The following is a 20530-nucleotide window of genomic DNA, read 5'->3' as shown; positions in this document are numbered from 1 at the left end:
AACGAAACGAAAAATGCGGGGCACCTTCAGAATGAAAGCGACAGAGACAAAAAAAGCACCCGCAGGTGCTTTCTTTCGAACCCAGTTTAACCGGCTGGCTAAACTCAGTTGCCGTAAATATTGGCGCGATCGCGCAGTTCTTTACCCGGCTTAAAGTGTGGAACGTACTTACCTTCCAGCTCGACTTTATCGCCAGTTTTCGGGTTACGCCCGGTACGTGGAGCACGATAGTGCAGAGAAAAACTACCGAAACCGCGGATTTCAATGCGCTCGCCCTGGGCAAGAGTGGAGGCCATATGCTCCAGCATCTCTTTTACGGCATCTTCCACTGCCTTGGCAGGGATATGCGGTTGCTGACTGGCAAGTCTTTCAATCAATTCTGACTTGGTCATGATTCCTCCGGTTCCTTTCAAACCAATTAGCTGAACAGCTCATTAAACAAGGGCGGCCGTAGCCGCCCTTTGTTATTGATTACAGGACGAATCCTGCAATCTGTCAAGTTTGCTCCTCATCCTTCGCGCTGTAAATGCGTTACAGCGCAACTGATGCTGAGAACCTGATATTACTCGCCTTTAGCTGCTTTGAAAGCTTCAGCCATTGCGTTGTTAGAGAAGTTTGCATCTTCCTGTTTGTTAACAGTTGCGATTGCATCTTTCTCATCAGCTTCGTCTTTAGCACGAACAGACAGGCTGATTGCACGGTTCTTACGGTCAACACCGGTGAACTTAGCTTCAACGTCGTCGCCAACGTTCAGAACCAGAGTGGCATCTTCAACGCGATCACGTGAAGCTTCAGAAGCGCGCAGGTAACCTTCAACGCCGTCAGCCAGTTCTACGGTTGCGCCTTTAGCGTCAACTGCAGTTACTTTACCGTTTACGATTGCGCCTTTCTTGTTCAGTGCAACCCAGTTGTTGAACGGATCTTCTGCGAGCTGTTTAACGCCCAGGGAGATACGCTCACGCTCTGCGTCAACCTGCAGAACAACTGCAGCGATTTCGTCGCCTTTTTTGTATTCACGAACTGCTTCTTCGCCTGCAACGTTCCAGGAGATGTCAGACAGGTGAACCAGGCCATCGATGCCGCCGTCCAGGCCGATGAAGATACCGAAGTCAGTGATAGACTTGATTTTACCTTCAACACGGTCGCCCTTGTTGTGGGTTTCCGCGAACTGCTGCCATGGGTTGTTTTTGCACTGTTTCAGGCCCAGGGAGATACGACGACGTTCTTCGTCGATATCCAGAACCATCACTTCCACTACATCACCAACGTTAACAACTTTGGATGGGTGGATGTTTTTGTTGGTCCAGTCCATTTCGGAAACGTGCACCAGACCTTCAACGCCTTCTTCGATTTCAACGAAGCAGCCGTAGTCAGTCAGGTTGGTTACGCGACCAGTCAGTTTAGTACCTTCTGGGTAACGCTTAGCGATAGCTACCCATGGATCTTCGCCCAGCTGTTTCAGGCCGAGGGATACACGAGTACGCTCGCGGTCGAACTTCAGCACTTTAACAGTGATTTCGTCGCCCACGTTCACGATTTCGCTTGGGTGCTTAACGCGTTTCCACGCCATGTCGGTGATGTGCAGCAGGCCATCAACGCCGCCCAGGTCAACGAATGCGCCGTAGTCAGTGAGGTTCTTAACGATACCTTTGACTTCCATGCCTTCCTGCAGGTTTTCCAGCAGCTGATCGCGTTCCGCGCTGTTTTCGGATTCGATAACGGCACGACGGGAAACAACAACGTTGTTACGCTTCTGGTCCAGCTTGATTACTTTGAACTCAAGCTCTTTGCCTTCCAGGTGCAGAGTGTCACGAACTGGACGAACGTCTACCAGAGAACCTGGCAGGAACGCACGAATACCATTCAGCTCAACAGTGAAGCCACCTTTAACTTTGCCGTTGATAACACCGACCACAGTTTCAGCTTCTTCGTAAGCTTTTTCCAGCGTGATCCATGCTTCGTGACGTTTCGCTTTCTCACGAGAAAGCAGGGTTTCACCGAAGCCGTCTTCTACTGCGTCCAGAGCAACGTCAACTTCGTCGCCAACCTGGATTTCCAGCTCGCCCTGGGCGTTTTTGAACTGCTCTGCCGGAATGGCGGACTCAGATTTCAGACCGGCGTCAACCAGTACTACGTCTTTGTCGATAGCAACAACAACACCGCGAACGATGGAACCCGGGCGGGTTTCGATTTCTTTTAAGGATTCTTCAAACAGTTGAGCAAAAGATTCAGTCATGTTTAATCTTCAGGTTAATATTAACGTCCACCTGGCTCCGTGCCGGATGGGGTTGTTTCACATACCCGCCGTCAATCCATTGCAGCGGGGGTACTGCTAAATCGGTCGCGATTACGCGAGTGCCAGTTTTTGGCGCGCATATTGTAGCGCTTTTTCAATCACTTGCTCAATAGTTAAACTGGTTGAATCCAGAACTAATGCATCTTCTGCTGGAACAAGTGGGGCGACGGCGCGGTTACGATCGCGGTCATCGCGCTCTTTTATCTCGGATAAAAGGCGATCAAAGTTAACACTAAACCCCTTTTCCTGCAACTGAAGCATGCGGCGTTGCGCACGTTCTTCCGAAGAGGCGTCAAGGAAAATTTTCACAGGTGCATCAGGGAAGACCACGGTTCCCATATCACGTCCGTCCGCGATCAGACCCGGGGCTTCACGAAACGCGCGCTGACGACGCAACAGCGCCTCGCGAACGCGCGGGAAGGCCGCGACCTGCGAGGCCGCATTCGCCACTTCCTGAGTACGGATTTCCCCGCTCACGTCTTCCCCTTCAAGGATGACTTCCAGGTTGCCATCGGTTGACACGAAGCGCACATCCAGATGCGCAGCCAGCGGAACCAGCGCCTCTTCAGACGCGACATCCACGTGATGATGCAGCGCGGCCAGCGCCAGCACGCGATAGATTGCTCCCGAATCTAAAAGATGCCATTGCAATGCTTCCGCCATCGCTTTGCACAGAGTCCCTTTCCCTGCGCCACTCGGCCCATCAATGGTGATTACCGGGGCAATTGCCGTCATCTTTTTCTCCTTAAATAAGGCATACCGTTTACATGAACGCCGCGCATTATACGCGCCAACGTGCGCAACTGTTACCTTTGCGTGCAAATTACGGAATGATTGAAGCAGAGTGTAGAAGAAATGAGCGGAGGTGTTCGTAATGAAGCGTAAGCAAATGCCGCATCGGGTGATGCGGCAAGGCGTTATCAGGCCAGCGTGCTAATGCGTGCCAGCTGTTCGAAGTAGTCCGGGAAGGTTTTCGCGGTACATTTCGGGTCAAGGATCGTGACAGGCGTATCTGACAGCGCCACCAGCGAGAAGCACATCGCCATACGGTGATCGTTATAGGTTCCGATTTCCGCAAACTGCAGTTTTGCAGGAGGCGTGACGCGAATGTAGTCTTCGCCCTCTTCCACCTCGGCACCGACTTTTCGCAGCTCTGTCGCCATCGCGAACAGGCGGTCCGTCTCTTTTACGCGCCAGTTGTAGATGTTACGCAGCGTGGTCGTGCCTTTGGCGAACAGCGCCGCCGTGGCAATGGTCATCGCCGCATCCGGGATATGGTTCATGTCCATGTCGATGGCGTTCAGCTCACCGTGGGTACAGGAGATAAAGTCATCGCCCCAGGTGACAATGGCGCCCATTTTTTCCAGCACGTCCGCAAAACGGATGTCGCCCTGCACGCTGTTACGGCCAATACCGGTCACTTTTACCGTTCCGCCCTTAATCGCACCCGCGGCCAGGAAGTAGGACGCGGATGACGCATCCCCTTCAACCAGGTAGTTGCCCGGAGACTGGTACTGCTGTGCCCCGCGCACCACGAAGCGCTGATAAGACTGGTTTTCTACCTCAACGCCGAAGGTTTTCATCAGGTGCAGCGTGATATCAATGTACGGTTTGGAGACCAGCTCGCCTTTAATCGTGATAACTGTATCCTGCGGGGCCAGCGGCGCGGTCATCAGCAGTGCCGTCAGGAACTGGCTGGAGACGCTGCCGTCAACCTCGACGTGACCGCCGGTAAAACCGCCGCGCAGACGCAGTGGCGGATAGTTTTCCTGCTCCAGATAGTCAATCTGCGCGCCGCCCTGACGCAGGGCATCCACCAGGTGACCAATCGGGCGCTCTTTCATGCGCGGCTCGCCGGTCAGCACAATATTGTTGCTTCCCAGGCACAGGGCCGCCGCCAGCGGGCGCATCGCGGTACCCGCGTTGCCCAGAAAAAGCTCAAGCTCTTCACCCGAGCGCAGCGCGCCGCCGTTGCCGGTCACTTCGCAGCGGGTACGATCGTCGGAGAGTGTGTAATGAACGCCCAACGCTTTCAGCGCATTGAGCATATGGCGCACGTCATCGCTGTCCAGCAGGTTTGTGAGGACGGTGGTGCCGTTTGCCAGAGCTGCCAGCAGCAGAGCGCGGTTCGAGACACTTTTTGAACCAGGCAGATTGATGGTGCCATCTACCCGCGCGATAGGTTGTAACGTCAGGGATTCCATGAAAACTAAACTCTCAACTCAACATAATAAAAACCCCGCAGGGGCGCTGCGGGGGTGAAAAACAGCAAATTAACCGTGACGACGTTCGAAGTCGATCATGAAATCCGTCAGGGCTTTAACGCCTTCCAGCGGCATCGCGTTATAGATGGAGGCGCGCATGCCGCCCACGACACGGTGACCTTTGAGCGCGTGCAGGCCTGCCGCGAAGGACTCTTCCAGGAACACTTTGTCCAGGTTGCTGTCCGCCAGCTGGAACGGTACGTTCATGCGGGAACGGTTAGCGTTCGCCACATCGTTGCGGTAGAAATCGCTCTTGTCGATCACGCCATACAGCAGTTCAGCTTTCTGCTGATTTACTTTGTCCATCTGCGCCACGCCGCCGTTTTGCTTCAGCCATTTGAAGACCAGGCCGGAGAGGTACCAGGCAAACGTCGGTGGGGTGTTGAACATAGAATCGTTATCGTTCAGAACGGTGTAATCGAGAATCGACGGGCAGGATGTATGTGCTTTACCCAGCAGGTCTTCACGCACGATAACAATCGTCAGGCCTGCAGGGCCGATATTTTTCTGTGCGCCCGCGTAGATCACGCCATAACGGCTGACGTCAATTGGCGCAGACAGAATGGTGGAGGAGAAGTCAGCGGCAACCACGACATCGCTGCCGAAGTCTGGCGTCTCGTCGATGGCAATCCCGTCAATGGTTTCGTTCGGGCAGTAGTGCAGATACGCTGCATTATCAGAAAGCTGCCACTCGCGCATTGGCTTCACGGCGCGCAGACCGTCAACGGTCACTTTGGCGTCGATCACATTCGGCGTGCAGTATTTATGCGCTTCTTTAATGGCGCTTGCTGCCCAGTAACCCGCATCAACGTAGTCAGCCGTCGTTTTGTCACCGAGGATATTCAGCGGAATACCCGCAAACTGGCCGCGTCCACCGCCGTGACAGAACAATACTTTGTAGTTCGAGGGAATATTCAGCAGATCGCGAAAATCCTTTTCTGCCTCTTCCGCCACCTGAATAAACTCTTTACCCCGGTGGCTGATTTCCATCACCGACGTACCGAGACCGTTCCAGTCACAAAGTTCCTGTTGAGCCTGTTTAAGCACGTCTGCCGGCAACATTGCCGGACCTGAACTGAAATTAAAGACTTGAGCCATTTCCCCTCACCACGCTAAAAGCCATAAGTTATAACTGTGGATATCGGTTTTATCATTCAGTGACACGCGCCGCAATGTCTAAAACTTATGACCCGTGAAATGTGCCCCGCGTCACACAAAACAATCTGCCGCCTCGTTAAGACAAAACCGACAAAATGGCTGTCAGGTGATGCGTTTGGCCCGGCTAACCTTCGTCCATTCCGGATTTGCGCAGCGAGGGCATAATTGACGATCCCCCGGCTGCATCGCCACAACATGGCTACATCTTACGCAAGCATACTCGCCTGATTCAGGCACCGTTCTGAAACGCTCAATGAGCATATCCGGCAGGATACACAGCCCCGGCTTCACCTCGTCGTCAGAATAGTAATAAACGCTGATCTGCCCGTTGGTTTCCATGATCGCCAGACGCACCTGCCCAAGCTGTTCAACGCTGTTCAGGCGTAGCTCCATAAAGAACTCAAACTCGGTCATATTGGCGCTTTGTACATTTTCCCAGGCCAGTTGTCCGTCCTCGACGATAACGACCGGCTTCCCTTCAAGCAGATCTTCCAGCTTTTCGCTTTTCGACATCAGCCACATGACAAGACGATAAAGTAGCGCCAGTGAGACAAAAACGATAAACACCGGCACCATCGGCACATCATCATAGAAGGCGACGTCCCCCGCCGCTGAACCCAGCGTCAGAATAATCAACACCTCAAAGAGCGACATCTGCCTTACGCCGCGACGGCCGGTGATTTTAAGAAACAGGAAGACAAGTACGAAGGTATATAGGCTGCGCAGCGCCACTTCGCCCAGAAATTCAGGAGGAACTTTATCAAACGCCATCCGCTGGAGATCAAATGCTTTCATTTTTCTATGCCTTAACAGTCAGTTACTGCCACTAAGCATAGTCCAGCCATTTATTTTCGCCGAAGATAGCACCCGTCACGCAAAACCCGTATCATTGCGCGCTTTACGTACGATAAAAGTGACCGCCATGACTCAAACGTTTATCCCCGGCAAAGACGCCGCCCTGGAAGATTCCATCGCTCGCTTCCAGCAGAAACTGACCGACCTGGGTTTTAACATCGAAGAAGCCTCCTGGCTCAATCCGGTGCCTCATGTCTGGTCCGTGCATATTCGCGACAAAGAGTGTGCCCTGTGCTTTACCAACGGTAAAGGCGCGACAAAAAAAGCGGCACTGGCCTCCGCGCTGGGTGAGTATTTTGAGCGTCTGTCCACCAACTATTTCTTCGCTGATTTCTGGCTGGGCGAGACCATCGCTAACGGCCCGTTCGTTCACTATCCAAATGAAAAATGGTTCCCGCTGACGGAAGACGACGAACTGCCGAAAGGTATTCTCGACGCTCGCCTGCGTGCCTTCTACGATCCGGACAACGAACTGACCGCCAGCATGCTGATCGATCTGCAGTCCGGTAACGAGGATCGCGGTATCTGCGCCCTGCCGTTTACCCGTCAGTCTGACGAGCAGACCGTCTATATCCCGATGAACATCGTCGGCAACCTGTATGTGTCCAACGGTATGTCCGCCGGTAATACCCGCAATGAAGCGCGCGTGCAGGGTCTGTCTGAAGTCTTTGAACGCCACATCAAAAACCGCATCATCGCTGAATCCATCAGCCTGCCTGAAATTCCAGCAGACGTGCTGGCACGCTACCCGGGCGTGGTGGAGTCCATCGCCAAGCTGGAAGCAGAAGGTTTCCCAATCTTTGCCTATGACGGCTCTCTGGGCGGTAAGTACCCGGTTATCTGCGTCGTGCTGTTTAACCCAACCAACGGCACCTGCTTCGCCTCCTTCGGCGCGCACCCGGACTTCGGCGTGGCGCTGGAGCGTACCGTCACCGAGCTGCTGCAGGGCCGTAGCCTGAAAGATCTCGACGTCTTCACCCCGCCAACGTTTGACGATGAAGAAGTGGCCGAGCATACCAACCTTGAAACCCACTTCATCGATTCCAGCGGCTTAATTTCCTGGGATATGTTCAAGCAGGACGCCGACTATCCGTTCGTGGACTGGAGCTTTGCCGGAACCACGGAAGAAGAGTTCGCTACGCTGATGGCGATCTTCAACGCGGAAGATCAGGAAGTGTACATTGCCGATTACGAGCATCTTGGCGTCTACGCGTGCCGCATTATTGTTCCGGGCATGTCCGACATCTACCCTGCTGAAGATCTGTGGCTGGCGAATAACAGCATGGGCGCGCACCTGCGCGAAACGCTGCTGGCACTGCCGGGCAGCGAATGGGAGAAAGAAGATTATCTGAACCTGATCGCTCAACTGGACGAAGAAGGCCACGATGACTTCACCCGCGTACGCGAACTGCTGGGTCTGGCGACCGGTAAAGACAACGGCTGGTATACCCTGCGTATCGGTGAGCTGAAAGCAATGCTGGCCCTGGCGGGTGGCGATTTGGATCAGGCTCTGGCCTGGACCGAGTGGACCATGGAATTCAACCAGTCGGTCTTCTCTGCCGAGCGCACCAATTATTACCGCTGCCTGCAAACCCTGCTGCTGCTTGCACAGGAAGAGGATCGCGAACCGCTGCAATACCTGAATGCTTTCGTGCGCATGTACGGCGCTGAAGCCGTAGAAGCAGCCAGCGCGGCCCTGAGCGGCGAAGCGCCGTTCTATGGCCTGCAGGCTGTTGATAGCGATCTGAAAGCCTTCCCGGCGCATCAGTCGCTGCTGAAGGCCTACGAAAAGCTGCAGAAAGCAAAAGCCGCTTACTGGTCAAAATAAGCGCACATAACATTACCAGCAGTAGGCGTATTCAATCGTCTGGGCTATATTACGGGGCAATTTCATTGCCCCGTTTTTTATTTTCTTCGGCAATGATTGTTGATTGTAATAATAAAGTTAAATACGGGTAAATATAATAATATTGATCTGGGCTTTACTGTTACTTTTTATGGTTAATACTCCATATTAATTAACTGTTTCAGAGGTGGCTGAACGAAAAAATTCAACTCTTTTCATAACTTTTAAAATTTATTTTTATACGGATAATCAAATACTTACTCCGCATTTGTCGTAAAACCATACACACTGCGGGCCTATAAGCCAGGCGAGATATGATCTATATCAATTTCTCTTCTATAATGCTTTGTTAGTATCTCGTCGCCGACTTAATAAAGAGAGAGTTAGTGTGAAAGCTGACAACCCTTTTGATCTTTTACTCCCCGCTGCGATGGCTAAAGTTGCCGAAGAAGCGGGTGTCTATAAAGCAACGAAACACCCGATGAAGACGTTCTATCTGGCGATCACGGCTGGTGTGTTCATCTCTATCGCTTTCGTCTTCTATATCACCGCCACCACCGGTACTGCCGGAATGCCTTTCGGCATGGCCAAACTGATTGGCGGCATTTGCTTCTCACTGGGTCTGATTCTCTGCGTCATCTGCGGCGCCGACCTCTTCACCTCAACGGTGCTGATTGTCGTGGCCAAGGCCAGCGGAAGAATTACCTGGGGTCAGCTGGCACGTAACTGGCTTAACGTCTACGTGGGTAACCTGGTTGGCTGTCTGCTCTTTGTTTTGTTGATGTGGCTTTCTGGCGAGTACATGACCGCCAACGGTGGCTGGGGCCTTAACGTCCTGCAAACCGCCGACCACAAAATGCACCACACATTTATCGAAGCCGTTGCTCTCGGCATCCTCGCTAACCTGATGGTCTGCCTGGCTGTATGGATGAGCTACTCGGGTCGTAGCCTGATGGACAAAGCCTTAATTATGGTTCTGCCGGTTGCGATGTTCGTTGCCAGCGGCTTTGAGCACAGTATCGCGAATATGTTCATGATCCCAATGGGCATTGTTATCCGCGACTTTGCGAGCCCGGAGTTCTGGACCGCAGTTGGTTCATCCCCGGAAAGTTTCTCTCACCTGACTATTATGAATTTCATTACTGATAACCTGATCCCTGTCACTATCGGGAACATTATCGGTGGGGGTCTGTTAGTTGGGTTGACATACTGGGTCATTTACCTGCGTGGCGACGATCATCATTGATGGTTTTCTCAGGCAGTAAATAAAAAATCCACTTAAGAAGGTAGGTGTTACATGTCCGAGCTTAATGAAAAGTTAGCCACAGCCTGGGAAGGTTTTGCGAAAGGTGACTGGCAGAATGAAGTAAACGTACGTGACTTCATTCAGAAAAACTATACCCCGTATGAAGGTGACGAATCCTTCCTGGCTGGCGCAACTGAGGCGACCACCAAGCTGTGGGACAGCGTAATGGAAGGCGTTAAACTGGAAAACCGCACTCACGCGCCAGTTGATTTTGACACCTCCGTTGCTTCCACCATCACTTCTCACGATGCTGGCTATATCAACAAAGCCCTTGAGAAAATCGTTGGTCTGCAGACTGAAGCACCACTGAAACGCGCAATCATCCCGTTCGGTGGCATCAAAATGGTTGAAGGTTCCTGCAAAGCGTATAACCGCGAGCTGGACCCAATGCTGAAAAAAATCTTCACCGAATACCGCAAAACCCACAACCAGGGTGTATTCGATGTTTACACCAAAGACATTCTGAACTGCCGTAAATCTGGCGTTCTGACTGGTCTGCCAGATGCGTATGGCCGTGGCCGTATCATCGGTGACTACCGTCGCGTTGCGCTGTACGGTATCGACTTCCTGATGAAAGACAAATACGCTCAGTTCGTGTCTCTGCAGTCCGATCTGGAAAACGGCGTAAACCTGGAAGCGACTATCCGTCTGCGTGAAGAAATCGCTGAACAGCACCGCGCGCTGGGTCAGATCAAAGAGATGGCGGCTAAATATGGCTGCGATATCTCTGGTCCTGCTACCAACGCTCAGGAAGCTATCCAGTGGACCTACTTCGGCTACCTGGCCGCAGTTAAGTCTCAGAACGGTGCAGCAATGTCCTTCGGTCGCGTATCCACCTTCCTGGATGCGTACATCGAACGTGATATCAAAGCAGGCAAAATCACCGAGCAAGACGCTCAGGAAATGATTGACCACCTGGTCATGAAACTGCGTATGGTTCGCTTCCTGCGTACTCCAGAATACGATGAGCTGTTCTCCGGTGACCCAATCTGGGCAACTGAATCCATCGGCGGTATGGGCGTTGACGGCCGTACTCTGGTAACCAAAAACAGCTTCCGCTTCCTGAACACCCTGTACACCATGGGTCCTTCTCCGGAGCCGAACATCACCGTTCTGTGGTCTGAAAAACTGCCTCTGAACTTCAAGAAATTCGCCGCTAAAGTGTCTATCGATACCTCTTCTCTGCAGTACGAGAACGATGACCTGATGCGTCCGGACTTCAACAACGACGATTACGCTATCGCTTGCTGCGTAAGCCCAATGGTTGTTGGTAAACAAATGCAGTTCTTCGGTGCGCGTGCAAACCTGGCGAAAACCATGCTGTACGCAATCAACGGCGGCGTTGATGAAAAACTGAAAATGCAGGTTGGTCCTAAGTCTGAGCCGATCAAAGGCGACGTTCTGAACTTCGATGAAGTCATGGACCGCATGGATCACTTCATGGACTGGCTGGCTAAACAGTACGTCACTGCGCTGAACGTTATCCACTACATGCACGACAAGTACAGCTACGAAGCCTCTCTGATGGCGCTGCACGACCGTGACGTGATCCGCACCATGGCGTGTGGTATCGCTGGTCTGTCCGTTGCTGCTGACTCCCTGTCTGCAATAAAATATGCGAAAGTTAAACCAATTCGTGACGAAGACGGTCTGGCTATCGACTTCGAAATCGAAGGCGAATATCCGCAGTTTGGTAACAACGATTCTCGCGTTGATGACATGGCGGTTGACCTGGTAGAACGTTTCATGAAGAAAATTCAGAAACTGACGACCTACCGTAACGCTATCCCGACTCAGTCTGTTCTGACCATCACCTCTAACGTTGTGTATGGTAAGAAAACCGGTAACACCCCAGACGGTCGTCGTGCTGGCGCGCCATTCGGCCCAGGTGCGAACCCAATGCACGGTCGTGACCAGAAAGGTGCGGTTGCCTCTCTGACTTCCGTTGCTAAACTGCCGTTTGCTTACGCGAAAGATGGTATCTCTTACACCTTCTCTATCGTGCCAAACGCGCTGGGTAAAGACGACGAAGTGCGTAAAACTAACCTCGCGGGTCTGATGGATGGTTACTTCCACCACGAAGCGTCCATCGAAGGTGGTCAGCACCTGAACGTGAACGTCATGAACCGTGAAATGCTGCTCGACGCGATGGAACACCCTGAGAAATATCCTCAGCTGACCATCCGCGTATCTGGCTACGCAGTACGTTTTAACTCCCTGACTAAAGAACAGCAGCAGGACGTTATCACCCGTACTTTCACTCAGTCCATGTAAGTGGAATTAACTGAAATCACGCGTTAACAAGCGTACAATAAAGGCTCCACGTCAGTGGGGCCTTTTTAGCACCCTCTCCACCTCAGTCTCTTTTGTCCGCTATCTATACTGAATGGATAACAGCCAAAACAGACTTAACACAGCCGGCTTTGAGCTGTGCATACACAGGCCCGGGACGGGCCGATGATGGAGATATCACCGCAATGTCAACTATTGGTCGTATTCACTCCTTTGAATCCTGTGGCACCGTCGATGGCCCGGGTATCCGCTTTATCACTTTTTTCCAGGGCTGCCTGATGCGCTGCCTGTACTGCCATAACCGCGACACCTGGGACACGCACGGCGGTAAAGAAGTCACCGTCGACGATCTGATGAAAGAGGTGGTGACCTATCGCCACTTTATGAACGCCTCCGGCGGCGGCGTCACCGCATCCGGCGGTGAAGCCATTCTGCAGGCTGAATTTGTCCGCGACTGGTTCCGCGCCTGCCGCAAAGAAGGCATTCATACCTGTCTCGATACCAACGGCTTTGTACGTCGCTACGATCCGGTTATCGACGAGCTGCTCGAAGTGACCGATCTGGTGATGCTCGATCTCAAACAGATGAACGATGAGATCCACCAGAACCTCGTTGGTGTTTCAAACCACCGCACGCTGGAATTTGCCAAATACATTGCCGATAAAGGCATTAAAACCTGGATCCGCTACGTGGTGGTGCCTGGCTGGTCAGACGACGACGACTCCGCGCACCGCCTCGGGGAATTTACTCGCGATATGGGCAACGTCGAGAAAATCGAGCTTCTGCCCTATCACGAGCTGGGTAAACATAAGTGGGTGGCAATGGGTGAAGAGTACAAACTCGATGGCGTGAAGCCGCCGAAGAAAGAGACGATGGAACGCGTCAAAGGTATTCTTGAACAGTACGGCCACAAGGTAATGTATTAAAGAAAGGCCCGGTGAGAACCGGGCCTTTTTATATTCTATTTAAAGACGCCGTTAATAACGGACGTCACAATAGCTGTACTCAGTGCAATTAAGACCAGGTCGTCACCCACTACCCGCCACTCATAGCCTGGATAGGAAGGAAGCTGACCCAGCATTGAGGCTGGCACGGCCTTCTTCGCAATACCTGGAGGCAGTGGTTTACCGCGCGCCAGGTTTTTTGCGATCCCCGGAGGCAGAGACTTATAGCCCGTTAAGCCGTAATTCACGGCCAGATGGCGGGCATGATCGAAGCTCACGCGAGCATCAACGTCATTACCGACATCTTTGCTGTTTTTGAAGTTCTTATCCGATTTACCAGGGTTATCCTGACCGTTATTTTGCTTATTACCATGGTTACCAGCATTACCAGAATTCCCGTTACCATGATTGCCGCTGTTACCCTGTCCGCCTCCGTTTCCGTGACCATTGCCGTTCCCGTTGCCAGGATTAGCCATGACCGGAGCCGTTGCAAACGTTAAAGACAACACTACGGCCAGTGCGGTAGTGGAAAAACGACGAATAGACATGATTGCTGCCTTATTGTGGTAGGAGTCACCTGAATTATCGTCCGGCACAATAAACAAACAATAAGTAAAACTCTGAGTTGTGGTGGGGACAAAAAAGCCTGTCATCGACAGGCTTTTAATTCATCAGGCATGAGCCACAGGCGTTGGGTGTTCGCCGGCTTTACGCAGCAGCATTAACAGATAAATAAACGATACGCTGGCGATCATGATAAACAATAAATTATCAGAGTAATTCTGCATCAGCATCGCGGTAAACGTCGGCCCTAATAAACTGCCGATGGTATAGCTCAGTAACAGCGCCTGGTTCATTGCCACCAGCTGGTGATGTTCTACTTTCTCACAGGCCCAGGCCATCGCAACCGGATAGAGCGTAAAGCCGGCGGCCCCGAGAATAAACAGCGCAGGCGCCATCGCGGCGTTGCTGAGCATGGCAAGACAGCCCATGATCACCACGAAGACCTGAACGCGCAGCACCAGCAGACGACCGAAACGATCCGCCAGACGGCCAATCGGCCACTGCCCGACAATACCCGCGCTTACCATGACCGCCATCCAGAAGCCAATTCCGGAATCGCTGACGCCCTGATGATTAAGATAGAGCGGCATCAGGCCATAGAGCGAGCCCAGTACAATCCCCGAGATAATGCAGCCGTTAACGCCCAGACGCGCCTGACGGAGTCTGAGCATTGGCCAGACGTGTGTCGCTTCCTGATGCTCGCTGTTCTGGTTCACAATGCGCGTAAAGAGCAGCGGCAGGATCGCGGCCAGCACCATACCGGTCACCCACGGCAGAACGCTCATCAGGTCGGTTGGCAGCTTACTCACCATCAGTTGTCCCAGCACGGTGCCGACATAGTAAACCATCATGTAGGCAGCCAGCAGGCGTCCACGGTTGCGGGAGGTGCCGCTGCACATGAGCGCACTTTCAACCACCACCCAAATCATCGCGCAGCCAACACCGGCGATAAAGCGCCATGCCATCCAGCTCCAGAAGCCGACCATCAGGCCCAACCCCGCGCACCCGGCAGCGAAAATCAGCGAGGCCAGATAATAGCTGCGGTTAAAGCCAAAGCGCTTGATCAGGCTCCCGGTCACCAGCGTACCCAGCAGGTTCCCGGTAAAAAAGGACGAGCTGACCATACCTACCTGCCAGGTCGGTAAGTTTTCATGGGCGAGCCACAGCGGGACGAGCGTATTTAACACTGCGATCGCCAGGGTCAACAGAAGCAGGCCACAGAGCAACAGCAGCACTGGCCGGGTATAGGTGGTCATGGATTAAAAACCGTGAGGAAGTTCAGATTTCGTGCGCATCATGCCACTGGCAAAAACAAAGTCAATCCACTGATTTAGCCGCCTCGCACAATATGTTTCCTGTCGATTTAAAAAACTTATCCTGCTAATGCCACGCCTGCTATAGATATTAATTATGTCTCTGTTTTCATTTATTAATGGGCAAAATTAAAACAACACGACAGTCGAAAAATTTCATGATCGAAAAAAGAAAAAGCCGGGCACTCAGGCCCGGCTTGATATAACCAAATACAACATTAACTGGCGATAGCCATACCTACAGTCATATGCAACCCGTAGAACACGCCGCGACCAATCAGTTCACCCGCCAGTACCAGCACAAAAGCCAGTGACAGCAGCGGCAGCGCAGGTTGATAGCCTTTAAGCTGAGGAGCAATCCAGAATACCAGCGCGGCGACCAGCAGAACGATACGCCAGGCCATCAGAGAACCGTAGTCCGGCACCAGGGCAGAGGCCTGCTGGATAGAGCTGTGAATGGTTGCCAGTTCAGAACCCTGCATCAGGGCGACCATCGCACTCACTACCAGCGCCAGCAGCGAAACAGCGGGCAGCAAACGCATTGCCCATCCGTCTACGCCCGCCACGCGCAGCAGCAGGTAGCCCAGCAGCGGCCCGCCGATAAACATCGTCAGGAAGAAGCTCATCGGCGTCCAGACGCTGTACCAGGTGGGAACGGTATCGATAGTGTTATAGACACGCACCATCATCCACACGAACACCACGCCCAGCACCATGGTCACGATCAGCCACAGGCTGCGCAGACCCGCAGGTAATTTCTTCAGCACGGCCAGCAGCCAGCCCAGACCACCGACGGCAAAGAAAATCGCCCCACTGGCAATCTCGTTACTGAGAGACGAGGCCCCCACGCGGTTCAGAGAGTTGAACGCGCGCATTGGTGAACCGAGGTGCAGCGTAGAAGCAATAAAGCCAAGCCCCATCAGCACCCACAGGCCAAACATGCTCAACACTAAACGCTGCTGCTGTTCAGCATTGAGCTGACCTTTCAACAACGCCAGCGCGAGCACAATGAAGCCGCCCGCCACGCACTGACCAAAGACCGTGAAGATCATCAGCGGCCATTCATGCCATCCACTTCCCATCTCACACCTCCTTCGGGTTTGCCAGGTAGCCGGTGGTGTCACCTGTAGGACGGCTGTTGGCGTTAGGTTTAATCACAATACTCGGCTTCGTGAAGTGCGCAGACGGCAACGGTGCCACGGCGGCGAGCTGACCGTGTTTCTGACGCAGCTCTTCAATCGGGCCGAAGTCCAGCGCGCGCAGCGGACAGGACTCGACGCAAATCGGCTTTTTGCCATCCGCTACGCGGGTGTGGCAACCATCGCATTTGGTCATATGGCCCTTGGCAGCGTTGTACTGTGGCGCGCCATACGGACAGGCCATATGGCAGTAGCGGCAGCCGATACAGACATCTTCATCCACCACCACAAAACCGTCTTCGCGCTTGTGCATCGCACCGCTCGGGCAGACCTTGGTACAGGCCGGATCTTCACAGTGGTTACAGGCAATCGACAGGTAGTACGCAAAGACGTTCTGATGCCAGACGCCGTTATCTTCCTGCCAGTCACCTCCGGCGTATTCGTAGATGCGGCGGAAACTGACGTCCGGGGTCAGGTCTTTGTAATCTTTACAGGCCAGCTCGCAGGTTTTGCACCCGGTGCAACGGCTGGAATCAATAAAAAATCCATACTGGGTTGTCATCGGCTACTCCTTAAACCTTTTCAACCTGGACAAGGTTTGTGTGGGATGGGTTGCCCTTCGCCAGCGGCGACGGACGCTGCGTGGTCAGCACGTTAATACTGCCCGCCTGGTCGATGCGGTTGGCATCAGGGCTGTACCAGGCCCCTTCCCCCAGCGCCACCACGCCTGGCATCATGCGCGGCGTCACTTTGGCCTCAATGTGCACCTCGCCGCGACCGTTGAAGATGCGTACGCGATCGCCATTGCTGATGCCGCGTGCTTTAGCATCCATCGGGTTGATCCACATCTCCTGACGGCAGGCGGCTTTCAGCACGTCGACGTTGCCGTAGGTGGAGTGCACGCGCGCTTTGTAGTGGAAACCGGTCAGCTGCAGCGGGAATTTCGCCGTCAGAGGATCGTTGTAGTTTTCGAAACCTGGCGTGTAGATCGGCAGCGGATCGATAACGTCCCCTTCCGGCAGCTCCCAGGTCGACGCGATTTTTGCCAGCTCTTCGGAGTAGATTTCGATTTTGCCCGACGGCGTGGTCAACGGGTTCGCCTGAGGATCTTCACGGAACGCTTTATACGCTACGTGATGCCCTTCCGGATCGCGCTGTTTGTACATACCCTGCTTGCGGAAGGTGTCGAAGTCCGGGAGGTCAGGGATCGCTTTACGGGAGAGTTCATGCAGATGTCGCATCCACCCTTCCTGAGTACGTCCCTCGGTAAACTGCTGCTCAACGCCAAGACGTTTCGCCAGCTCAGAGGTCATCTCATAGATGGTTTTGCACTCGAAGCGCGGTTTAATAGCCTGGTCAGTAAAGATCACGTAGGACATGTTGCCGCAGGAGGCGTCCAGCGCGAAATCCATCTGCTCAGAGGCGGTGCAGTCCGGTAGCAGGATATCGGCATATTTCGCCGAGGAGGTCATGTGGCAGTCGATCACTACAATCATCTCGCACTTCTTGTCATCCTGCAGGATTTCATGGGTGCGGTTGATTTCTGAATGCTGGTTAATGAGACAGTTACCGGCATAGTTCCAGATCATCTTGATCGGCACGTCCAGCTTGTCTTTGCCGCGTACGCCGTCGCGCAGGGCGGTCATTTCCGGACCCCGTTCGATCGCATCGGTCCACATAAACATGGAGATGCTGGTCTGAACCGGGTTATCCAGCGTCGGCATACGTTCGAACGGCACTTCATATGAGCCTTCACGCGCGCCGGTGTTACCGCCGTGAATGCCGACGTTGCCGGTCAGAATGGAGAGCATGGAGATGGCACGGGTCGCGATTTCACCGTTCGCATGACGCTGCGGCCCCCAGCCCTGGCTGATGTAGGCCGGTTTGGCTGAGCCAATCTCACGCGCAAGCTGAACGATACGCTCTGCCGGGATGCCGGTGATGGTGGACGCCCACTCCGGCGTTTTCGCCACGCCGTCGCTGCCCTGTCCAAGAATATACGCTTTGTAGTGACCGTTTGCCGGCGCGCTGGCGGGCAGGGTTTTCTCGTCATAGCCGACGCAGTATTTATCCAGGAAAGGTTGATCGACAAGGTTTTCGGTGATCATCACCCACGCCAGCGCCGAAACCAGCGCCGCATCAGTGCCCGGACGAATGGGGATCCACTCATCTTCGCGTCCGGCACCGGTGTCGGTATAGCGCGGATCGATGATGATCATGCGGGCATTGGATTTAGCGCGAGCCTGTTCGAGGTAGTAGGTTACTCCGCCACCGCTCATGCGGGTTTCACCCGGATTGTTACCAAACAGAACGACCAGCTTACTGTTTTCGATATCAGACGGGCTGTTGCCGTCAGCCCAGCCGCCGTAGGTGTAGTTCAACCCTGCCGCGATCTGCGCCGAAGAGTAGTCACCATAGTGATTGAGATAACCGCCGCAGCAGTTCATCAGGCGCGCCACCAGCGTTTTTCCCGGTGGCCAGGAGCGGGTCAGCGTGCCGCCAAGCGTCCCGGTACCGTAGTTCAGGTAGATAGATTCGTTACCGTACTCTTTAATCAAACGCTGCATGTTGGTGGCGATGATGTCGTAGGCTTCGTCCCAGCTAATTCGCTCGAACTTCCCTTCCCCGCGCTTACCGACGCGCTTCATCGGGTATTTCAGGCGGTCCGGATTATAGACACGACGACGCATGGAGCGACCACGCAGGCAGGCACGGACCTGATGTAACCCTTCGTAGTTATCGTCCCCGGTATTGTCGGTTTCGACATATTTAATTTCACCATCCACCACATGCATACGCAGCGGACAACGGCTACCGCAATTGACGGTACAGGCACTCCACACCACTTTTTCCGGGGCAGTGGCCGGGGACAGAGCCTCTGCCGCCGACGCCAGTCGGGTAAAGGGGAGCGTGAAGGCACTGCTGGCTACGGCCAGGCCGCCTATGGCCGTGGTTTTCATCAACCCACGGCGAGTGACCTCGGCAGCCATTAATGCTTCAGGCGCGTTGATTTTCATAGAGACTCACTTTGGTTGCTCACAAAGAAAAGAGAGGCGGCGCATACCGCTATGTAGTTTTATATATAACGAATATCTTCGTTATCAGCTTTTTGTGCTGACTTTCATTCGGAGGAGTATTACTACTTTAGAGGGAGAGGTTATTGCTTCGTATCAAATCAAAGGCATAAAAAAAGCGCCCTGAGGCGCTTTTTTGTTTTAAGACAAATATTAGCCGATGTACTGCTGGCCTTTCATGTATGGACGCAGCACTTCAGGGATCTCAATACGACCGTCTGCCTGCTGGTAGTTTTCCAGCACGGCAACCAGCGTACGGCCTACAGCCAGGCCAGAACCGTTCAGGGTATGCACCAGACGGGTTTTCTTGTCAGATTTGCTGCGGCAGCGAGCCTGCATGCGGCGCGCCTGGAAATCCCAGACGTTAGAGCAGGAGGAGATTTCACGGTAGGTGTTCTGCGCAGGCACCCACACTTCCAGATCGAAGGTCTTGCAGGCGCCAAAGCCCATATCACCGGTACACAGCGCCATACGACGGTACGGCAGACCCAGCAGCTCCAGCACTTTCTCAGCGTGGCCGGTCATCTCTTCCAGCGCGTCCATGGATTCTTCAGGACGGACGATCTGCACCATCTCAACCTTGTCGAACTGGTGCATACGGATCAGACCGCGCGTGTCGCGACCGTAAGAACCGGCTTCAGAACGGAAGCACGGAGAGTGCGCCGTCAGTTTGATTGGCAGGTCGTCTTCGTCAATGATCTCATCACGCACGAGGTTAGTCAGCGGCACTTCAGCGGTTGGGATCAGCGCGTAGTTGCTGCTGTCTGCTTCTTCGTCCAGCGGACGGGTATGGAACAGATCGCCGGCAAATTTCGGCAGCTGGCCCGTACCGTACAGCGTATCGTGGTTGACCAGATACGGCACGTAGGTTTCGCTGTAGCCATGCTGCTCGGTGTGCAGATCCAGCATGAACTGCGCCAGCGCACGGTGCAGATGGGCAATCTGGCCTTTCATCACCACGAAGCGAGAGCCGGTCAGCTTAACCGCTGCCGCAAAATCCAGGCCCGCGTGCATTTCGCCCAGCGTTACGTGATCGCGCACCTCGAAGTCAAACTCACGAGGCGTGCCCCAGCGTTTCACTTCAACGTTGTCGTTTTCATCTTTGCCGACAGGCACGCTGTCGTCAGGAATATTCGGGATAGCCAGGGCAATATCACGAATCTCGGCCTGAAGAACGTCCAGCTCAGCTTTCGCCTGATCCAGTTCTTCACCCAGTTTGTTCACTTCCAGGCGTAATGGCTCAATATCTTCCCCGCGCGCTTTCGCCTGGCCGATGGATTTCGATCGAGAGTTACGCTCTGCCTGCAGATTTTCAGTTTGTACCTGCAGAACTTTACGACGCTCTTCAAGAGCGCGCAGCTTATCTACATCCAGCTTAAAGCCCCGGCGTGCCAGTTTTTCAGCGACTGCGTCTGGCTCATTACGCAGCAGATTGGGATCGAGCATGCTTATCCTGTGCTTATCGAATTAAAATAGGAA

At 53.6% G+C, this 20530-nt stretch carries 16 protein-coding genes; 4 read left to right on the top strand and 12 right to left on the bottom strand.

The window, feature by feature from the left end:
- Positions 1–104 precede the first annotated feature (104 nt).
- From ihfB to AC0TOY_RS23180, 6 genes are all read right to left on the bottom strand, one after another.
- Positions 105–392, bottom strand: coding sequence for an integration host factor subunit beta (gene ihfB, locus AC0TOY_RS23205; protein WP_008499965.1), 288 nt, complete (start codon positions 390–392; stop codon positions 105–107).
- Positions 393–562: 170 nt separating this feature from the next.
- On the bottom strand, positions 563–2236 hold the full coding sequence (gene rpsA / locus AC0TOY_RS23200; RefSeq protein ID WP_008499966.1) for a 30S ribosomal protein S1: 1674 nt from the start codon (positions 2234–2236) through the stop codon (positions 563–565).
- 111 nt (positions 2237–2347) lie between these two features.
- Complete coding sequence (gene cmk / locus AC0TOY_RS23195; protein ID WP_024907794.1) at positions 2348–3031, bottom strand: (d)CMP kinase; 684 nt, start codon at positions 3029–3031, stop codon at positions 2348–2350.
- A 185-nt stretch (positions 3032–3216) separates the two neighbouring features.
- Positions 3217–4500, bottom strand: a complete 1284-nt coding sequence (gene aroA, locus AC0TOY_RS23190) for a 3-phosphoshikimate 1-carboxyvinyltransferase (protein WP_024907795.1) — start codon at positions 4498–4500, stop codon at positions 3217–3219.
- Between the two features lie 69 nt (positions 4501–4569).
- The gene (gene serC, locus AC0TOY_RS23185) at positions 4570–5658 is read right to left on the bottom strand and encodes a 3-phosphoserine/phosphohydroxythreonine transaminase (RefSeq protein WP_024907796.1); all 1089 of its coding nucleotides are present in this window, start codon (positions 5656–5658) and stop codon (positions 4570–4572) included.
- Positions 5659–5820: 162 nt separating this feature from the next.
- Positions 5821–6513: a DUF421 domain-containing protein gene (locus AC0TOY_RS23180; protein WP_023310994.1), complete on the bottom strand. Its 693-nt coding sequence runs from the start codon at positions 6511–6513 to the stop codon at positions 5821–5823.
- Positions 6514–6640: 127 nt separating this feature from the next.
- Here AC0TOY_RS23180 and ycaO point away from each other — a divergent pair, with 127 nt between their 5' ends.
- From ycaO to pflA, 4 genes are all read left to right on the top strand, one after another.
- Entirely contained in the window at positions 6641–8401 is a 1761-nt protein-coding gene (gene ycaO, locus AC0TOY_RS23175) for a 30S ribosomal protein S12 methylthiotransferase accessory factor YcaO (RefSeq protein ID WP_290094673.1), read from the top strand.
- Between the two features lie 406 nt (positions 8402–8807).
- Positions 8808–9665: a formate transporter FocA gene (focA, locus tag AC0TOY_RS23170; protein WP_008499974.1), complete on the top strand. Its 858-nt coding sequence runs from the start codon at positions 8808–8810 to the stop codon at positions 9663–9665.
- 51 nt (positions 9666–9716) lie between these two features.
- Positions 9717–11999 (top strand): formate C-acetyltransferase, encoded by a 2283-nt coding sequence (pflB, locus tag AC0TOY_RS23165; protein ID WP_473722643.1) that lies wholly within the window; start codon positions 9717–9719, stop codon positions 11997–11999.
- Positions 12000–12202: 203 nt separating this feature from the next.
- Positions 12203–12943, top strand: a complete 741-nt coding sequence (gene pflA, locus AC0TOY_RS23160) for a pyruvate formate lyase 1-activating protein (protein ID WP_024907799.1) — start codon at positions 12203–12205, stop codon at positions 12941–12943.
- Positions 12944–12978: 35 nt separating this feature from the next.
- Here pflA and AC0TOY_RS23155 read toward each other — a convergent pair whose 3' ends face one another.
- From AC0TOY_RS23155 to serS, 6 genes are all read right to left on the bottom strand, one after another.
- Positions 12979–13509, bottom strand: a complete 531-nt coding sequence (locus AC0TOY_RS23155) for an anti-virulence regulator CigR family protein (protein ID WP_473722642.1) — start codon at positions 13507–13509, stop codon at positions 12979–12981.
- A gap of 123 nt (positions 13510–13632) precedes the next feature.
- On the bottom strand, positions 13633–14781 hold the full coding sequence (locus AC0TOY_RS23150; protein WP_008499979.1) for an MFS transporter: 1149 nt from the start codon (positions 14779–14781) through the stop codon (positions 13633–13635).
- Positions 14782–15056: 275 nt separating this feature from the next.
- Complete coding sequence (locus AC0TOY_RS23145; protein WP_473722641.1) at positions 15057–15920, bottom strand: dimethyl sulfoxide reductase anchor subunit family protein; 864 nt, start codon at positions 15918–15920, stop codon at positions 15057–15059.
- 1 nt (position 15921) lies between these two features.
- Complete coding sequence (locus AC0TOY_RS23140) at positions 15922–16539, bottom strand: DMSO/selenate family reductase complex B subunit (protein ID WP_021240882.1); 618 nt, start codon at positions 16537–16539, stop codon at positions 15922–15924.
- Between the two features lie 10 nt (positions 16540–16549).
- Positions 16550–18994 carry a dimethylsulfoxide reductase subunit A gene (gene dmsA / locus AC0TOY_RS23135; RefSeq protein ID WP_090417538.1) on the bottom strand — a complete coding sequence of 815 codons (2445 nt, stop codon included), beginning with the start codon at positions 18992–18994 and terminating at the stop codon, positions 16550–16552.
- A gap of 210 nt (positions 18995–19204) precedes the next feature.
- Positions 19205–20497, bottom strand: a complete 1293-nt coding sequence (serS, locus tag AC0TOY_RS23130) for a serine--tRNA ligase (RefSeq protein ID WP_008499983.1) — start codon at positions 20495–20497, stop codon at positions 19205–19207.
- Positions 20498–20530: the final 33 nt, after the last annotated feature.

It is taken from the genome of Enterobacter sp. PL_is379 (assembly GCF_055817355.1).
This window is presented reverse-complemented; position numbering and strand designations above follow the sequence as displayed.